Source organism: Comamonas sp. E6, from assembly GCF_001010305.1.
Classification (GTDB): domain Bacteria; phylum Pseudomonadota; class Gammaproteobacteria; order Burkholderiales; family Burkholderiaceae_C; genus Comamonas; species Comamonas thiooxydans.
The window spans coordinates 82,252-96,629 of the sequence record NZ_BBXH01000003.1 but is presented as its reverse complement, the minus strand read 5'-3'; the positions used below and the strand labels follow the sequence as shown (position 1 = coordinate 96,629).

The 14,378-nt window shown below is 62.0% G+C and carries 14 protein-coding genes; 12 read left to right on the top strand and 2 right to left on the bottom strand.

What is annotated here, in order from left to right; genetic code table 11:
- Positions 1-21 precede the first annotated feature (21 nt).
- The 6 genes from ligK to CSE6_RS00820 all read left to right on the top strand — a co-directional run bounded on the left by ligK (position 22) and on the right by CSE6_RS00820 (position 5,415).
- Positions 22-705: a 4-carboxy-4-hydroxy-2-oxoadipate aldolase/oxaloacetate decarboxylase gene (ligK, locus tag CSE6_RS00845; protein ID WP_012838739.1), complete on the top strand. Its 684-nt coding sequence runs from the start codon at positions 22-24 to the stop codon at positions 703-705.
- A 171-nt stretch (positions 706-876) separates the two neighbouring features.
- Positions 877-1,794 (top strand): amidohydrolase family protein, encoded by a 918-nt coding sequence (locus tag CSE6_RS00840; RefSeq protein WP_012838738.1) that lies wholly within the window; start codon positions 877-879, stop codon positions 1,792-1,794.
- An 81-nt stretch (positions 1,795-1,875) separates the two neighbouring features.
- Positions 1,876-2,325, top strand: a complete 450-nt coding sequence (gene ligA / locus CSE6_RS00835) for a protocatechuate 4,5-dioxygenase subunit alpha (protein WP_012838737.1) — start codon at positions 1,876-1,878, stop codon at positions 2,323-2,325.
- Positions 2,326-2,328: 3 nt separating this feature from the next.
- Positions 2,329-3,198: a class III extradiol dioxygenase subunit beta gene (locus tag CSE6_RS00830; protein ID WP_012838736.1), complete on the top strand. Its 870-nt coding sequence runs from the start codon at positions 2,329-2,331 to the stop codon at positions 3,196-3,198.
- Positions 3,199-3,286: 88 nt separating this feature from the next.
- Entirely contained in the window at positions 3,287-4,246 is a 960-nt protein-coding gene (locus tag CSE6_RS00825; RefSeq protein ID WP_034392030.1) for a Gfo/Idh/MocA family oxidoreductase, read from the top strand.
- A 146-nt stretch (positions 4,247-4,392) separates the two neighbouring features.
- Entirely contained in the window at positions 4,393-5,415 is a 1,023-nt protein-coding gene (locus CSE6_RS00820) for an aldo/keto reductase (protein ID WP_045839485.1), read from the top strand.
- Positions 5,416-5,591: 176 nt separating this feature from the next.
- On the opposite strand, the gene CSE6_RS00815 is transcribed toward CSE6_RS00820, so the two are convergent.
- The gene (locus CSE6_RS00815; protein ID WP_059439690.1) at positions 5,592-6,485 is read right to left on the bottom strand and encodes a CaiB/BaiF CoA-transferase family protein; all 894 of its coding nucleotides are present in this window, start codon (positions 6,483-6,485) and stop codon (positions 5,592-5,594) included.
- A 275-nt stretch (positions 6,486-6,760) separates the two neighbouring features.
- Between CSE6_RS00815 and ygiD the strand changes: the two genes are divergently transcribed.
- A complete protein-coding gene (gene ygiD, locus CSE6_RS00810; RefSeq protein WP_083994656.1) occupies positions 6,761-7,687 on the top strand; it encodes a 4,5-DOPA dioxygenase extradiol in 927 nt (308 codons plus the stop codon).
- A gap of 190 nt (positions 7,688-7,877) precedes the next feature.
- Here ygiD and CSE6_RS00805 read toward each other — a convergent pair whose 3' ends face one another.
- Entirely contained in the window at positions 7,878-9,074 is a 1,197-nt protein-coding gene (locus tag CSE6_RS00805) for an amino acid aminotransferase (protein ID WP_059439689.1), read from the bottom strand.
- Positions 9,075-9,249: 175 nt separating this feature from the next.
- Here CSE6_RS00805 and uvrB point away from each other — a divergent pair, with 175 nt between their 5' ends.
- From uvrB to iscA, 5 genes are all read left to right on the top strand, one after another.
- Complete coding sequence (gene uvrB, locus CSE6_RS00800) at positions 9,250-11,316, top strand: excinuclease ABC subunit UvrB (RefSeq protein ID WP_152668528.1); 2,067 nt, start codon at positions 9,250-9,252, stop codon at positions 11,314-11,316.
- 228 nt (positions 11,317-11,544) lie between these two features.
- The gene (gene iscR, locus CSE6_RS00795) at positions 11,545-12,081 is read left to right on the top strand and encodes a Fe-S cluster assembly transcriptional regulator IscR (RefSeq protein ID WP_003054211.1); all 537 of its coding nucleotides are present in this window, start codon (positions 11,545-11,547) and stop codon (positions 12,079-12,081) included.
- Between the two features lie 173 nt (positions 12,082-12,254).
- Complete coding sequence (locus tag CSE6_RS00790) at positions 12,255-13,475, top strand: IscS subfamily cysteine desulfurase (RefSeq protein WP_034354231.1); 1,221 nt, start codon at positions 12,255-12,257, stop codon at positions 13,473-13,475.
- 34 nt (positions 13,476-13,509) lie between these two features.
- Positions 13,510-13,905, top strand: a complete 396-nt coding sequence (gene iscU, locus CSE6_RS00785; protein WP_003054213.1) for a Fe-S cluster assembly scaffold IscU — start codon at positions 13,510-13,512, stop codon at positions 13,903-13,905.
- A 4-nt stretch (positions 13,906-13,909) separates the two neighbouring features.
- Complete coding sequence (iscA, locus tag CSE6_RS00780; protein ID WP_003054214.1) at positions 13,910-14,233, top strand: iron-sulfur cluster assembly protein IscA; 324 nt, start codon at positions 13,910-13,912, stop codon at positions 14,231-14,233.
- Positions 14,234-14,378 lie beyond the last annotated feature (145 nt).

The following is a 14,378-nucleotide window of genomic DNA, read 5'->3' as shown; positions in this document are numbered from 1 at the left end:
TCAAAGCAAAGAGGTATTTCCATGTACGAACTGGGAGTTGTCTACCGCAATATCCAGCGCGCCGACCGCGCTGCTGCTGACGGCCTGGCCGCCCTGGGCTCTGCCACCGTGCACGAGGCCATGGGCCGCGTTGGTCTGCTCAAGCCCTATATGCGCCCCATCTATGCCGGCAAGCAGGTCTCGGGTACGGCCGTCACGGTGCTGCTGCAGCCCGGCGACAACTGGATGATGCATGTGGCTGCCGAGCAGATTCAGCCCGGCGATATCGTGGTCGCTGCCGTCACCGCCGAGTGCTCCGACGGCTACTTCGGCGACCTGCTGGCCACCAGCTTCCAGGCGCGCGGCGCACGCGCGCTGATCATCGATGCCGGCGTGCGCGACGTGAAGACGCTGCAGGAGATGGACTTCCCGGTCTGGAGCAAGGCCATCTCTTCCAAGGGCACGATCAAGGCCACCCTGGGCTCGGTCAACATCCCCATCGTCTGCGCCGGCATGCTGGTCACGCCCGGTGACGTGATCGTGGCCGACGACGACGGCGTGGTCTGCGTGCCCGCCGCGCGTGCCGTGGAAGTGCTGGCCGCTGCCCAGAAGCGCGAAAGCTTCGAAGGCGAAAAGCGCGCCAAGCTGGCTTCGGGCGTCCTGGGCCTGGATATGTACAAGATGCGCGAGCCCCTGGAAAAGGCCGGCTTGCGCTATGTGGATTAACTCCCCCTGAGCGGCTGCGCCGCTTCCCCCTCTCTCGCTGCGCGGGAAGGGGACGACACCCTCGGTGCGGGGCGGCCCTTCCTCGGTGTCTCTGAGATGTGGCAGCGCCAGTTTCATGGATGGTGGGAAGTGCGCAGCGCACGGTGCAATCAACAATTGAGGAGCAAACAGATGAGCGCCTTTGAAAAAACCCCCGGCTGGCTGGACTGGTATGCCAACCCCAGCAAGCCCCAGTTCAAGCTGCCTGCCGGCGCTGTGGATGCGCACTGCCATGTGTTCGGTCCCGGTAACGAGTTCCCCTTCGCCCCCGAGCGCAAGTACACCCCCTGCGACGCCAGCAAGGCCCAGCTGTATGCGCTGCGCGACCATCTGGGTTTTGCGCGCAATGTGGTGGTGCAGGCCACCTGCCACGGTGCGGACAACCGCGCCATGGTCGATGCCTGCAAGTCCTCGGGCGGCAAGGCCCGCGGCGTGGCCACGGTCAAGCGCTCCATCAGCGATGCCGAACTGCAGGAGCTGCATGACGCCGGCGTGCGCGGCGTGCGTTTCAACTTCGTCAAGCGTCTGGTGGACTTTACGCCCAAGGACGAGCTGATGGAGATCGCCGGTCGCATCGCCAAGCTGGGCTGGCATGTGGTGATCTATTTCGAAGCCGTGGATCTGCCCGAGCTGTGGGACTTCTTCACCGCGCTGCCCACCACCGTGGTGGTCGACCACATGGGCCGCCCCGACGTGACCAAGGGCGTGGACAGCGAGGAGTTCGCCCTGTTCTTGAAGTTCATGCGCGAGCACAAGAATGTCTGGAGCAAGGTTTCCTGCCCCGAGCGCCTGTCCGTCTCCGGCCCCAAGGCGCTTCATGGTGAGCAGAACGCCTACCAGGACGTGGTGCCTTTCGCGCGCCGCGTGGTCGAGGAGTTCCCCGAGCGCGTGCTCTGGGGCACGGACTGGCCGCACCCCAACCTGAAGGACCACATGCCCGACGACGGCCTGCTGGTGGACTTCATTCCTCATATCGCTCCTACCGCGCAGCTGCAGCAAAAGCTGCTGGTGGACAACCCCATGCGTCTGTACTGGCCCGAAGAGGTCTGACGGAGTTCCGGCGACACATACACCCGGAAACAGGCCGCAGCCTTGTCGCATGGGCTGCGCCATCCGTAACGAGGAGAATTTATGGCTTTGGAAAAACCGTATCTGGACGTGCCCGGCACCATCATTTTCGATGCCGAGCAGTCCCGCAAGGGCTACTGGCTCAACCAGTTCTGCATGAGCCTGATGAAGGCCGAGAACCGCGAGCGCTTTCGCGCCAACGAGCGTGCCTATCTGGACGAGTGGGCGATGACCGAGGAGCAGAAGCAGGCCGTGCTGGCGCGTGACCTGAACTGGTGCATGCGCACCGGCGGCAATATCTACTTCCTGGCCAAGATTGGCGCCACCGACGGCAAGAGCTTCCAGCAGATGGCGGGCTCCATGACCGGCATGACCGAAGAAGAGTACCGCGCCATGATGATGGGCGGCGGCCGCTCTGCCGATGGCAATCGCTATGTGGGCGAGGACGGTGATGCGCAGGCGCATCGCCAGCCCCAGGGCAGCGCAGGCAACCAGAACAAGGAAGGCAACTAAGACATGGCACGCATCACCGCATCCGTTTTCACCTCGCACGTGCCTGCCATCGGCGCCGCCATGGACATGGGCAAGACCCAGGAAGCCTACTGGGCGCCCCTGTTCAAGGGTTATGACTTCTCCCGCCAGTGGATGAAGGACAACAAGCCCGATGTGATCTTCCTGGTCTACAACGACCACGCCACGGCCTTCAGCCTGGACTGCATTCCCACCTTCGCCATCGGCACGGCTGCGGAATTCCAGCCCGCCGACGAAGGCTGGGGCCCGCGCCCCGTGCCCAAGGTGGTCGGCCATCCCGATCTGGCCAGCCACATTGCCCAGTCCGTGATCCAGCAGGACTTCGATCTGACCATCGTCAACAAGATGGACGTGGACCACGGCCTCACGGTGCCTCTGTCGCTGATGTGCGGCGAGCAGGACCCCAAGACCGGCTCCTGGCCCTGCCCGGTGATCCCCTTCGCCGTGAACGTGGTGCAGTATCCCGTGCCCACCGGCCAGCGCTGCTTCAACCTGGGCCGCGCCATCCGCAAGGCCGTGGAGAGCTACGACCAGGACATCAACGTCCATATCTGGGGCACGGGTGGCATGAGCCACCAGCTGCAGGGTGCGCGCGCAGGCCTGATCAACAAGGAATGGGACAACCAGTTCCTGGACCTGCTGATCGAGAACCCCCACGGTCTGGCGCAGATGCCGCACATCGACTACGTGCGCGAAGCCGGCTCGGAAGGCATCGAGCTGGTGATGTGGCTGATTGCGCGCGGCGCCATGTCCGATGTGGACGGCCCCGCACCGCTGCCCAAGGTGGCGCACCGCTTCTACCATGTGCCTGCATCGAACACCGCGGTGGGCCATCTGATCCTCGAGAATCAGTAAACGTTTCACCACGTTCGCTGCTTCGCGTATTCACTGCCCCCTGTGGGGGGCTTCGCCTCCTTGAGGCGGCTCTACGGAGATCCCAATCATGAGCAAGACCATCAAAGTAGCGCTGGCTGGCGCAGGTGCCTTCGGCATCAAGCACCTGGACGGCATCAAGAACATCGACGGCGTGGAAGTCGTCTCCCTGGTCGGTCGCCGCTTTGACCAGACCAAGGAAGTGGCCGACAAATACGGCATCAAGCATGTGGCAACCGATCTGGCCGAAAGCCTGGCGCTGCCCGAGGTCGATGCCGTGATCCTTTGCACGCCCACGCAGATGCACGCCGAGCAGGCCATTGCCTGCATGAAGGCCGGCAAGCATGTGCAGGTCGAGATTCCTCTGGCCGATGCCCTGAAGGACGCCCAGGAAGTGGCCGAGCTGCAAAAGCAGACCGGTCTGGTGGCCATGGTGGGTCACACCCGCCGCTTCAACCCCAGCCACCAGTGGGTGCACAAGAAGATAGCAGCCGGCGAGTTCAACATCCAGCAGATGGATGTGCAAACCTACTTCTTCCGCCGCACCAATATGAACGCGCTGGGCCAGGCCCGCAGCTGGACCGACCACCTGCTGTGGCACCATGCCGCCCACACCGTGGACCTGTTCGCCTACCAGGCCGGCAGCCCCATCGTCAAGGCCAACGCCGTGCAAGGCCCGATTCACAAGGATCTGGGCATCGCCATGGACATGAGCATCCAGCTCAAGGCCGCCAACGGCGCGATCTGCACGCTGAGCCTGTCGTTCAACAATGACGGCCCTCTGGGTACCTTCTTCCGCTACATCGGCGACACCGGCACCTATCTGGCCCGCTACGACGATCTGTACACCGGCAAGGACGAGAAGATCGACGTGTCCCAGGTCGATGTGTCCATGAACGGCATCGAGCTGCAGGACCGCGAATTCTTCGCCGCCATCCGTGAAGGCCGCGAGCCCAACTCCAGCGTGCAGCAGGTGTTCAACTGCTACAAGGTCTTGCACGACCTGGAGCAGCAACTCAACGCCGAATAAGTCCCGGTGATCGATTGAGACAGACAAAGGCCGGGGCATGCTCCGGCCTTTGCTGTTTTTGCTTTGAAATTTATAGCTTTAAACGCTCTGTTCATATGGGCTATAGGCTATAAATGCTTTAACTTTGCCATCCTCAAGGAGCATCCGTGCAAAACCGACCACTAGGCCCATTCAGCGTCGCCAATGTCGCGCTGGGCTGCATGAATTTCTGCCATGCCTACGGCAACCCCGTCTCTACCGAGCAATCGCACGCCGTGCTGCATGCGGCACTGGACGCGGGCGTCACGCTGTTCGACACTGCCGCGCTCTATGGCTTTGGCGCCAGCGAATCGCTGATCGGACCCGTGCTCAAGCCCCATCGCAACCACATCACCCTGGCCAGCAAATGCGGCATGGCCGGCGTGCGCGGCGAAGACGGCGTGATGCGCCGCGTCATCGACGGTCGTCCCAAAACCCTGCGCCAGAACTGCGAAGACAGCCTCAAGCGCCTGGGCACCGATGTGATCGATCTCTACTATCTGCATCGCTGGGACAGGAACGTGCCCATCGAGGAGTCGGTGGGCGAGATGGCACGCCTGAAGGAAGAGGGAAAGGTTCGCGCTCTGGGTCTGTCGGAAGTGGGCGTCGATGCGCTGCGCCGCGCGCACAAGGAGCACCCGATTGCCGCGCTGCAAAGCGAATATTCGCTGTGGTCGCGTAATGCGGAGCTGGGCACGCTCGCCGCCTGCAAGGAGCTGGGCATTGCCTATGTGGCATTCAGTCCCATGGGCCGCGCCTTCTTCAGCGGCAAGCTGCAGCAGGTGGACAACCTGGTCAAGGGCGATATCCGCGCCACCATGCCGCGCTTTGCCGGCGAGGCCTATGCGCAGAATCTGCGCCTGCTCGCGCCCATGCAGGCCGTGGCGGAAAAGGCTGGCTGCACGCTGGCCGAGCTGGCCATCGCCTGGGTGCTGCACCAGGGCGAGCATGTGATTGCCTTGCCCGGCACCACCAGCGTGGAGCATCTGCACGAAGACATTCGCGGCGGCAGCGTCAAGCTCGATGCCGAGCTGCTGGCCGAGCTCGATGACATCTTCAAGCCCGAAGCCATTGCGGGCGACCGCTATGCGCTGCAAGGCCAGGGCGAGGTCGATACCGAGAAATACGCGTTTGAAAAACGCCCAGGCTAGTGCCTTTGCGGACGCCCGGTCAGGGGCGGTCTGCGGCGTTGCCTCACCGGCCGCGCAAATCCTCGCAATAGCACCACTATTGCTGCGGTATCGCGCGGGGGGGGGGCCGCCCCCTAGCATCCCATTCCGCGAAGGCCCTAGCGCGCAGGGGGAGCGTAAACAGGTTCTGGTTTGCTTCAGGTTTGGGGCAGGGCGTGCAGGGGAATATCCTTCTCCTGCGCCAGCTGCATCAGTTGCGTGCAGCTGCGGGCGGCCAGAAACCGGGCCACGCCTTGATGGATCTCGGGCTTGCGCATATCGGCGGGATGGCCGAAGGGCAGGTCTGCCGCTTCGCACAGGCGCTGGGCAAAGTGAGGCTCCAGCGCGGCCACGGCCACGATGCCGTCGGCACAGGGATAGATGCGGTAGCCCGCATGGGCGCCGCCGACATCGCCTGCGGGCTGGGTCAGGCCCCAGTGCCAGGGCAGGGCCAGCCACTGCGCCGCCTGGGCCAGTCCGACCTCGCGCAGTATGCCGCGCCCGCTGCGGCTGCTGACCAGCACGGCCTGGAGCACGGCTTCGCTGGCCATCAGCGCCCCCGCCATATCGGCAAACAGGCTGGGGGGCAGGGCGGTGCTGTGCACGAGGCCCGCTTCGGCCTGATAGGTGAGGTCATGGCCGGGGACATCGGCCAGCTCGCCCGCGCTGCCGACCACGCGCACCAGCGACAGCCCAGGGTAGCGCTGCTGCAGGGCTTCCCAGCCCAGGCCCAGCTTGCTCAGGGCCGATGGACGGAACGAGGTCAGCAGCACATCGGTTTGGGCCAATTGCGCATGCAGACTGGCCTGGCCTTCGGCGGTCTTGAGATCGGCCTGCAGGGTTTGCACCCTGTCATGCATCTGCGCGTAGGCATCGGGGCAGTAGAGGCCCATGGGGTCGGCGCTGCGGCTTGCGCCGGGTGCCAGAGGCTCGAGCTTGCGGCAATCGGCTCCCATGCCGGCGCAGCGCCACAGTGCGGCGGGGCCGGGCAGGTTCAGAGCCAGGCTCAGTATGCGAATTCCTTGCAGGGGTTGAATGGCGGTTCTGGGCATGAGTGGGAGTATTCCTTGTCTGGACTTGTGCAAGCCAGGGTGGCATCAGGATGGCTTGCTTGAAGCGAAGCCCTTGCCTGAGCCTGTTTGGCGTGAGTCGTGCTTGTGCAACTGCTGTTGTAGTGCAAGCCGGGCCCTGACCCTGGCACTTTCAGGACAGTCTGTTGCGGAGGCGGTGCTTTCAGGCGCTGCCGCGCTGTGGCAAGCTTGTCCTATCTGTAAAAAAATGCCCCTAGGGGCGTGTTCGATTGACCGAGATGCGTAGACGTACGCTTTTGTCCCTGGGCGCTGCCTCCGTGCTGGCCGCCGGCGGGGGCTGGAAGGCTTTTTCCATGAACTCCACTTCTTCTTCCTTGTTGCCCGAGCAGCTGTTGCAGCAGCTCAAGCCTTCGCCGCGCATGCCGGTGATGTTCCTGGGCCATGGCAGCCCCATGAATGTGATCGAGGACACGCACTGGCGCCAGAGCTGGAAGGCGCTGGGCCAGGAACTGACGGCCAAGGGCATTGCGCCGCAGCTGATTCTCTGCGTCTCGGCCCACTGGCTGACCGAGTCCGACTGGGCGCTGACCGGCATGGCCCAGCCGCGCACGATTCATGATTTCGGCGGTTTTCCGCAAGAGCTGTTCGACCAGCAATATCCAGCCCCCGGCGCGCCCGAGGTGGCCAGGCAGCTGGCGGCCGAGCTGCATTCGCCGCTGGACGGATCGGCCTTGCTGGTGGACCAGAAATGGGGTTTTGATCACGGCACCTGGTCGGTGCTGCTGCCCATGTTCCCCGAGGCCAGCATTCCCGTCATGCAGCTGAGCATGCCCTATGGACTGGCGCCTGAAAAGCATTTCGAGATGGGCCGCCAGCTGCGCGCGCTGCGCGACCGCGGCGTGCTCATCGTGGGCAGCGGCAATATCGTGCACAACCTGCGCGCCATGCAGCGCGGTGCCAGCGACAACCAGGCCTATGACTGGACGATCCAGTTCGACACCGAAGTGCAGCAGCGTCTGGACAGCGGCAATCTCGCTGATCTGAGCTCCTTTCTGGACTGGGGTCCGCAGGCCCGTCTGGCCCATCCCACGCACGACCACTATCTGCCTCTGCTGTATGCGGCAGGTGCCGTGCAGGAGGGCGAAGCGCCGCGCGTGTTCAACACGGCCTACCAGTATGCGGCGCTGTCCATGCGCTCGGCCATCTGGGGACTGAGCGCCTAATAAAGATTTTGATAGCTTGCTGGGCTTGGTTTACAAGGTTTTCAGATAATTTTCTTCCTGAAAGCGATATGGGAAGAGCGCTCGCAGCTATCAATTAATAGGTGGACACTGAAGCAGCCATAAAAAAAGAGCAACGGATTAAAAGTCCGTTGCTCTTTGGTCTTCAGGGCCGAAGCCCCGAATCGTGAGTTTAGATCACGGCGGCGATGGCCTTGCAGACATAGTCGATGTTCTTGCTGTTCAGCGCAGCCACGCACATGCGACCGGTGTCGGTGCCGTACACGCCGAACTCGGAGCGCAGGCGTACCATCTGGTCCTTGGACAGGCCGGAGTACGAGAACATGCCGATCTGGGTGGTGATGAAGGACATGTCCTGGGTCACGCCGGCAGCCTTCAGGCCGTCAACCAGCTTCTGGCGCATGGCCTTGATGCGCACGCGCATCTCGCCCAGTTCCTTTTCCCACAGAGCGTGCAGCTCGGGGTTGTTCAGCACGGCTGCCACGACGGCGCCGCCATGGGTGGGAGGGTTGGAGTAGTTGGTGCGGATGACGATCTTCAGCTGCGACAGCACGCGAGCGGCTTCTTCCTTGTCGGAGGCCACCACGGACAGGGCGCCCACGCGCTCGCCGTACAGGCTGAAGCTCTTGGAGAAGGAAGTCGAGACAAAGATGTTCAGGCCGGCAGCCACGAACTTGCCGATCACAGCGCCGTCTTCGGCGATGCCGTGGCCAAAGCCCTGGTAGGCCATGTCCAGGAAGGCGACCAGGCCCTTGGCCTTGACGATGGCGATCACTTCATCCCACTGAGCGGCGGTGATGTCGTAGCCGGTGGGGTTGTGGCAGCAGGCGTGCAGCACGACCACGGTGCCGGCAGCGGCAGCGTTCAGGTCGGCCAGCATGCCGGCGAAGTCGATGGAGCGGGTGGCTGCATCGTAGTAAGCGTAGGTGCCGACTTCAAAACCAGCGTTGGTGAAGATGGCCTTGTGGTTTTCCCAGCTGGGGTTGGAGATCAGGACCTTGGCGTTGGGGTTGAGCTTCTTGAGGAAGTCGGCGCCGATCTTCAGGCCGCCGGTGCCGCCGATGGCTTGCACGGTGGCCACGCGGCCGGACTTGACCACGTCGGACTCGGCTCCGAACACCAGGGCCTTGACGCCGTTGTCATAGGCGGCAATACCGTCGATGGGCAGATAGCCGCGGGCGGTGGGCTTTTCCATCATGGCCTTCTCGGCGGCCTGCACGCACTCCAGCAGGGGCAGCTTGCCGTTGTCGTCGAAGTACACGCCCACGCCCAGGTTCACTTTGTTGGGGTTGGAGTCAGCGTTGAATTGCTCGTTCAGACCCAGGATGGGGTCGCGGGGGGCCATTTCGACGGCGGTAAACAGAGACATGAAAAAATCCTTGATGGATGGAAATAAGTCAGGTCACCCCCAGCTACTGCTCCGAGCGCGTTAGACGGGCAGGGCATTGCCCGGTGCTCGAAAAAACGCATCAGCCTAGGTTAGGCTTGAGGGTTGGGCTGCCATTCTACTCCGCGCTTACCCTATGCGTCATGGACATGAGATCATGCAAGAACAAAATATGAATGCCGAGCCGCAAGGCCGTTTCGTGCAATACCCGGACTCGCCGTTCGAGCTGTTCCAGCCCTATCCACCGGCGGGCGATCAGCCTGCGGCCATCGAAAAACTGGTCGAAGGCGTCAATGACGGCGAGTCCTTCCAGACGCTGCTGGGCGTGACCGGTTCGGGCAAGACCTTCACCATGGCCAACGTGATCGCGCGTCTGGGCAAGCCCGCCATCGTGTTTGCGCCCAACAAGACGCTGGCGGCACAGCTGTACTCGGAGTTCAGGGAGTTTTTCCCGAAAAACGCGGTCGAGTACTTCGTCAGCTACTACGACTATTACCAACCAGAAGCCTATGTGCCCCAGCGCGACCTGTTCATCGAAAAGGACAGCGCCATCAACGAGCACATCGAGCAGATGCGCCTGTCCTGCACCAAGAGCATCATGGAGCGGCGCGACGTGGTGATTGTGGCCACCGTCTCTGCCATCTACGGCATCGGCGAGCCCGAGAGCTACCACCGCATGATCATGACGCTGCGCGCGGGCGACACGCTCAACCAGCGCGATGCGATTGCGCAGCTGATCCGCATGCAATACCAGCGCAACGACCAGGATTTCTCGCGCGGCACCTTCCGCGTGCGCGGCGACACCATCGACGTGTTCCCGGCCGAACATTCGGAGCTGGCCGTGCGCATCGAGCTGTTCGACGACGAGGTCGAGAGCCTGCAGCTCTTCGATCCGCTCACGGGCCGGGTGCGCCAGAACATTCCGCGCTTCACCATCTATCCCAGCAGCCACTATGTGACGCCGCGCGACAAGGTGCTGGCGGCCGTGGAGACCATCAAGGAAGAGCTGGCCGAGCGCCTCAAGCAGCTCGTGGGCATGGGCAAGCTGGTGGAGGCGCAGCGCCTGGAGCAGCGCACGCGCTTCGATCTGGAAATGCTCAGCGAAGTGGGGCACTGCAAGGGCATCGAGAACTACACGCGCCATCTCTCGGCCTCCAGGCCCGGCGATCCGCCCAGCACGCTGACGGACTATCTGCCGCGCGATGCCATCATGTTCCTCGACGAGAGCCATCAGATGATCGGCCAGCTCAACGCCATGTACAACGGCGACCGGGCGCGCAAGACCACGCTGGTGGAATATGGCTTCCGCCTGCCTTCGGCGCTGGACAACCGGCCGCTCAAGTTCGAGGAGTTCGAGCAGCGCATGCGCCAGGTGGTGTTTGTCTCGGCCACGCCCGCCGAATATGAAAAGACTCATGCCGGGCAGGTGGTGGAGCAGGTGGTGCGCCCCACGGGCCTGGTCGATCCCGAGATCGAAGTGCGGCCGGCCATCCATCAGGTCGACGACGTGCTGCAGGAGATCCGCCAGCGCGTGGAGCTGGAGGAGCGCGTGCTCATCACCACGCTGACCAAGCGCATGGCCGAGCAGCTGACCGAATACCTGACCGACAACGGTGTGAAGGTGCGCTATCTGCACTCCGACGTGGACACGGTGGAGCGTGTGGAAATCATCCGCGACCTGCGTCTGGGAGCCTTCGATGTGCTGGTCGGCATCAACCTGCTGCGCGAAGGCCTGGATATTCCCGAGGTCTCTCTGGTGGCGATTCTGGATGCCGACAAGGAAGGTTTTCTGCGTGCCGAGCGCAGCCTGATCCAGACCATAGGTCGCGCGGCGCGCAACGTCAACGGCAAGGCTATTCTGTACGCGGACCGGATCACGGAGTCCATGAAGAAAGCCATCGGCGAAACCGAGAGACGCCGCGAAAAACAGATGGCTTTCAACGAAGCCAACGGAATCGTGCCAAAACAGATTGTCAAGAGGGTGAAAGACCTGATTGATGGTGTCTACAGCGAAAAAAGCGGCAAAGAGGCCGAACGTCTGCAGGAGCAGGCTCTACAACAGGCACGTGTCGAGGATATGTCGGAGAAAGACATCGCCAAGGAGATCAAGCGTCTGGAGAAGCAAATGCTGGAGCACGCCAGGAACCTGGAATTCGAGCAGGCAGCGCGTGTGCGAGACCAGCTTTCGCTTCTCAAACAGCAATTGTTCGGGGCGGCACCGTAGGAATATTTCTTCGCAAATCTCGGGGTTATTACGTGAGTGCACGCTGTTACCCGACAAAATTGATGGGGAATGTGATATACTCGCCTCAAACACTCAACAACAAACTTCCCTCACAGAAGGGCTCTGAACCTAATCACAGGACGGAGTAAGGGCGGAGACTGTGCTCGTCTAGGTACTGTGACCGGGCGTGCGTTTCTGTAACGAACAATCCTGACTGAAGGAGCTCGTATGCGTCTTACGACCAAAGGCCGCTTTGCGGTCACCGCGATGATCGACCTGGCACTGCGCCAGAACAATGGCCCTGTGACTCTGGCTGCCATCAGCCAGCGTCAGCAGATTTCGCTGTCCTATCTGGAACAGTTGTTTGGCAAGCTGCGTCGCCACGAACTGGTGGAATCCACCCGTGGCCCCGGCGGCGGCTACACCCTGGCCCGTAAGGCAACGGACATCACCGTGGCTGACATCATCGTCTCGGTGGATGAACCTATTGATGCGACCCAGTGCGGTGGCAAGGAAAACTGTCTGGGCGAAGCCGGCCGCTGTATGACCCATGAGCTGTGGGCTGCACTGAATCAGCGCATGGTGGAATTCCTGGACTCCGTCACTCTGCAAAAGCTGGTGGACGAGCAACTGGCCAAGGGCATCCAGATCGAGGACAAGCCCGTGGTGCGCCGCGCCATCTCCACAGCACCCGTGGTCAAGCCCATTCGTGTGAACGCACCGAACTCGGTGTTCGCCCTGGGTAACGCCTTCGCGAAATCCTGATCCGGGGCCGCTCGAGCAGTGCTCGGGCGGCAACCAGATCGGCATGAAGCCCGACTCCGATAGTCAGGGCCTGGATGCATGCATGGCTGTGCGGCATGTTTCTTCGCCCTGATGGCACCACAAGGTGCATCGATTCCTCACGATTTGTCAGCCAAAAACAAGACGAGCCAGTCATGGACATGACCCCGCACTTTCCCATTTATCTCGACTACGGTGCAACCACTCCGGTGGACCCCCGCGTGGCGGACGCCATGATTCCCTGGCTGCGTGAACATTTTGGCAATGCCGCATCGCGCAGCCATGCCTGGGGCTGGGAAGCCGAAGAAGCCGTCGAGAAGGCCCGCAAGCAGGTCGCCGATCTGATTGGCGCCGACCCGCGTGAAATCGTCTGGACCAGCGGCGCGACCGAGTCCGACAACCTGGCCATCAAGGGTGCAGCGCATTTCTACCAGGGCAAGGGCAAGCACCTGATCACCGTGAAGACCGAGCACAAGGCTGTGCTGGACACCATGCGTGAACTGGAGCGCCAGGGCTTTGAAGTCAGCTATCTGGACGTGCAGGAAAACGGTCTGCTGGACATCGAAGTGTTCAAAGCCGCGATCCGTCCCGACACCATCCTCGCCAGCGTGATGGCCGTGAACAACGAGATCGGTGTGGTTCAGGATCTGAACACCATTGGCGCCCTGTGCCGTGAGAAGGGCATCATCTTCCACGTCGACGCCGCTCAGGCCTCGGGCAAGATGGATCTGAACATGCAGACCATGCCCATCGACCTGATGAGCCTGGCTTCGCACAAGACCTACGGCCCCAAGGGCATCGGTGCGCTGTACGTGCGCCGCAAGCCGCGCGTGCGCCTGGAAGCTCAGATGCACGGCGGCGGTCATGAACGCGGCATGCGTTCCGGCACGCTGGCAACCCACCAGATCGTGGGCATGGGCGAAGCCTTCCGCATTGCCAAGGAAGAGATGGCCAAGGATATGGAGCACGCACGTGCACTGCGCAAGCGTCTGCTCGATGGTCTGAAGGATCTGGAGCAGGTGTTCGTGAACGGCGATATGGAGAACGGCGTTCCCCATTACCTGAACATGAGCTTCAACTTCGTCGAAGGCGAGTCGCTGATCATGGGCATCAAGGGTCTGGCCGTGTCCTCGGGTTCCGCCTGCACATCCGCCAGCCTGGAGCCCAGCTATGTGCTGCGTGCCCTGGGCCGCAGCGATGAGCTGGCACACAGTTCCTTGCGCATGACCTTTGGTCGCTTCACGACGGAAGAAGAAATTGACTACGCGATCAAGTCGATCCGCGAAAACGTGCTGAAGCTGCGCGAGCTGAGCCCTCTGTGGGAGATGTACAAAGACGGCATCGACCTCAGCACTATTCAATGGGCTGCACACTAAGCATAGATTACAAAGAGTTCAAGAGGTAGACACCATGGCTTACTCCGAAAAAGTTGTTGACCACTATGAAAACCCCCGCAACGTGGGCTCGTTCGACAAGAGCGATGACTCCGTGGGCACGGGTATGGTGGGTGCGCCCGCTTGCGGCGACGTGATGAAGCTGCAGATCAAGGTCAATCCTGCCACCGGCGTGATCGAAGATGCACGCTTCAAGACCTATGGCTGCGGCTCTGCCATCGCCTCGTCTTCGCTGGTGACTGAATGGGTCAAGGGCAAGACGCTGGATGAGGCTGCAGCTCTGAAGAACAGCCAGATCGCCGAAGAACTGGCGCTGCCACCGGTCAAGGTTCATTGCTCCATCCTGGCTGAAGACGCCATCAAGGCTGCTGTGAACGACTACCGCGCAAAGCGCACGGCGACGGAAGCCTAAGGCCATGGCCATCTCAATGACCGAGGCGGCTGCCCGTCATGTGAACCGCTACCTTTCGCGTCGCGGCAAGGGGATTGGCGTGCGCCTCGGAGTGAAGACCACGGGCTGTTCCGGCTTGGCCTACAAGCTGGAATATGTGGACGAAGTCCAGCCCGATGATGTGGTGTTTGAAGACCACGGCATCAAGGTGTTGATCGACCCCAAGAGCCTGGCCTATATCGATGGCACGGAACTGGATTTTGTGCGCGAAGGCCTGAACGAGGGCTTCAAGTTCCACAACCCCAATGAGCGTGATCGCTGCGGTTGTGGCGAGAGCTTCAGGATTTGATTTTCTCCTGAGTCGCTTCGCGCCTTCCCCCCAAGGGGACGACACCTTCGCTGCGAGGCGGCTCTTGCTCGGTGTCCCTGGCGTGTGTAGCGCCCAAGCGTAAGAACGGAACCGCCTCAGCGCTGCTGCAGGCGGTTTTTTAATG

What these genes read in the sequence shown, in the direction of transcription:
- ligK (WP_012838739.1), top strand. Translation starts at nt 22, where the DNA reads ATGTACGAACTGGGAGTTGTCTACCGCAATATCCAGCGCGCCGACCGC.
- CSE6_RS00840 (WP_012838738.1), top strand. Translation starts at nt 877, where the DNA reads ATGAGCGCCTTTGAAAAAACCCCCGGCTGGCTGGACTGGTATGCCAAC.
- ligA (WP_012838737.1), top strand. Translation starts at nt 1,876, where the DNA reads ATGGCTTTGGAAAAACCGTATCTGGACGTGCCCGGCACCATCATTTTC.
- CSE6_RS00830 (WP_012838736.1), top strand. Translation starts at nt 2,329, where the DNA reads ATGGCACGCATCACCGCATCCGTTTTCACCTCGCACGTGCCTGCCATC.
- CSE6_RS00825 (WP_034392030.1), top strand. Translation starts at nt 3,287, where the DNA reads ATGAGCAAGACCATCAAAGTAGCGCTGGCTGGCGCAGGTGCCTTCGGC.
- CSE6_RS00815 (WP_059439690.1), bottom strand. Translation starts at nt 6,485, where the DNA reads ATGCCCAGAACCGCCATTCAACCCCTGCAAGGAATTCGCATACTGAGC.
- CSE6_RS00805 (WP_059439689.1), bottom strand. Translation starts at nt 9,074, where the DNA reads ATGTCTCTGTTTACCGCCGTCGAAATGGCCCCCCGCGACCCCATCCTG.
- uvrB (WP_152668528.1), top strand. Translation starts at nt 9,250, where the DNA reads ATGCAAGAACAAAATATGAATGCCGAGCCGCAAGGCCGTTTCGTGCAA.
- iscR (WP_003054211.1), top strand. Translation starts at nt 11,545, where the DNA reads ATGCGTCTTACGACCAAAGGCCGCTTTGCGGTCACCGCGATGATCGAC.
- CSE6_RS00790 (WP_034354231.1), top strand. Translation starts at nt 12,255, where the DNA reads ATGGACATGACCCCGCACTTTCCCATTTATCTCGACTACGGTGCAACC.
- iscU (WP_003054213.1), top strand. Translation starts at nt 13,510, where the DNA reads ATGGCTTACTCCGAAAAAGTTGTTGACCACTATGAAAACCCCCGCAAC.
- iscA (WP_003054214.1), top strand. Translation starts at nt 13,910, where the DNA reads ATGGCCATCTCAATGACCGAGGCGGCTGCCCGTCATGTGAACCGCTAC.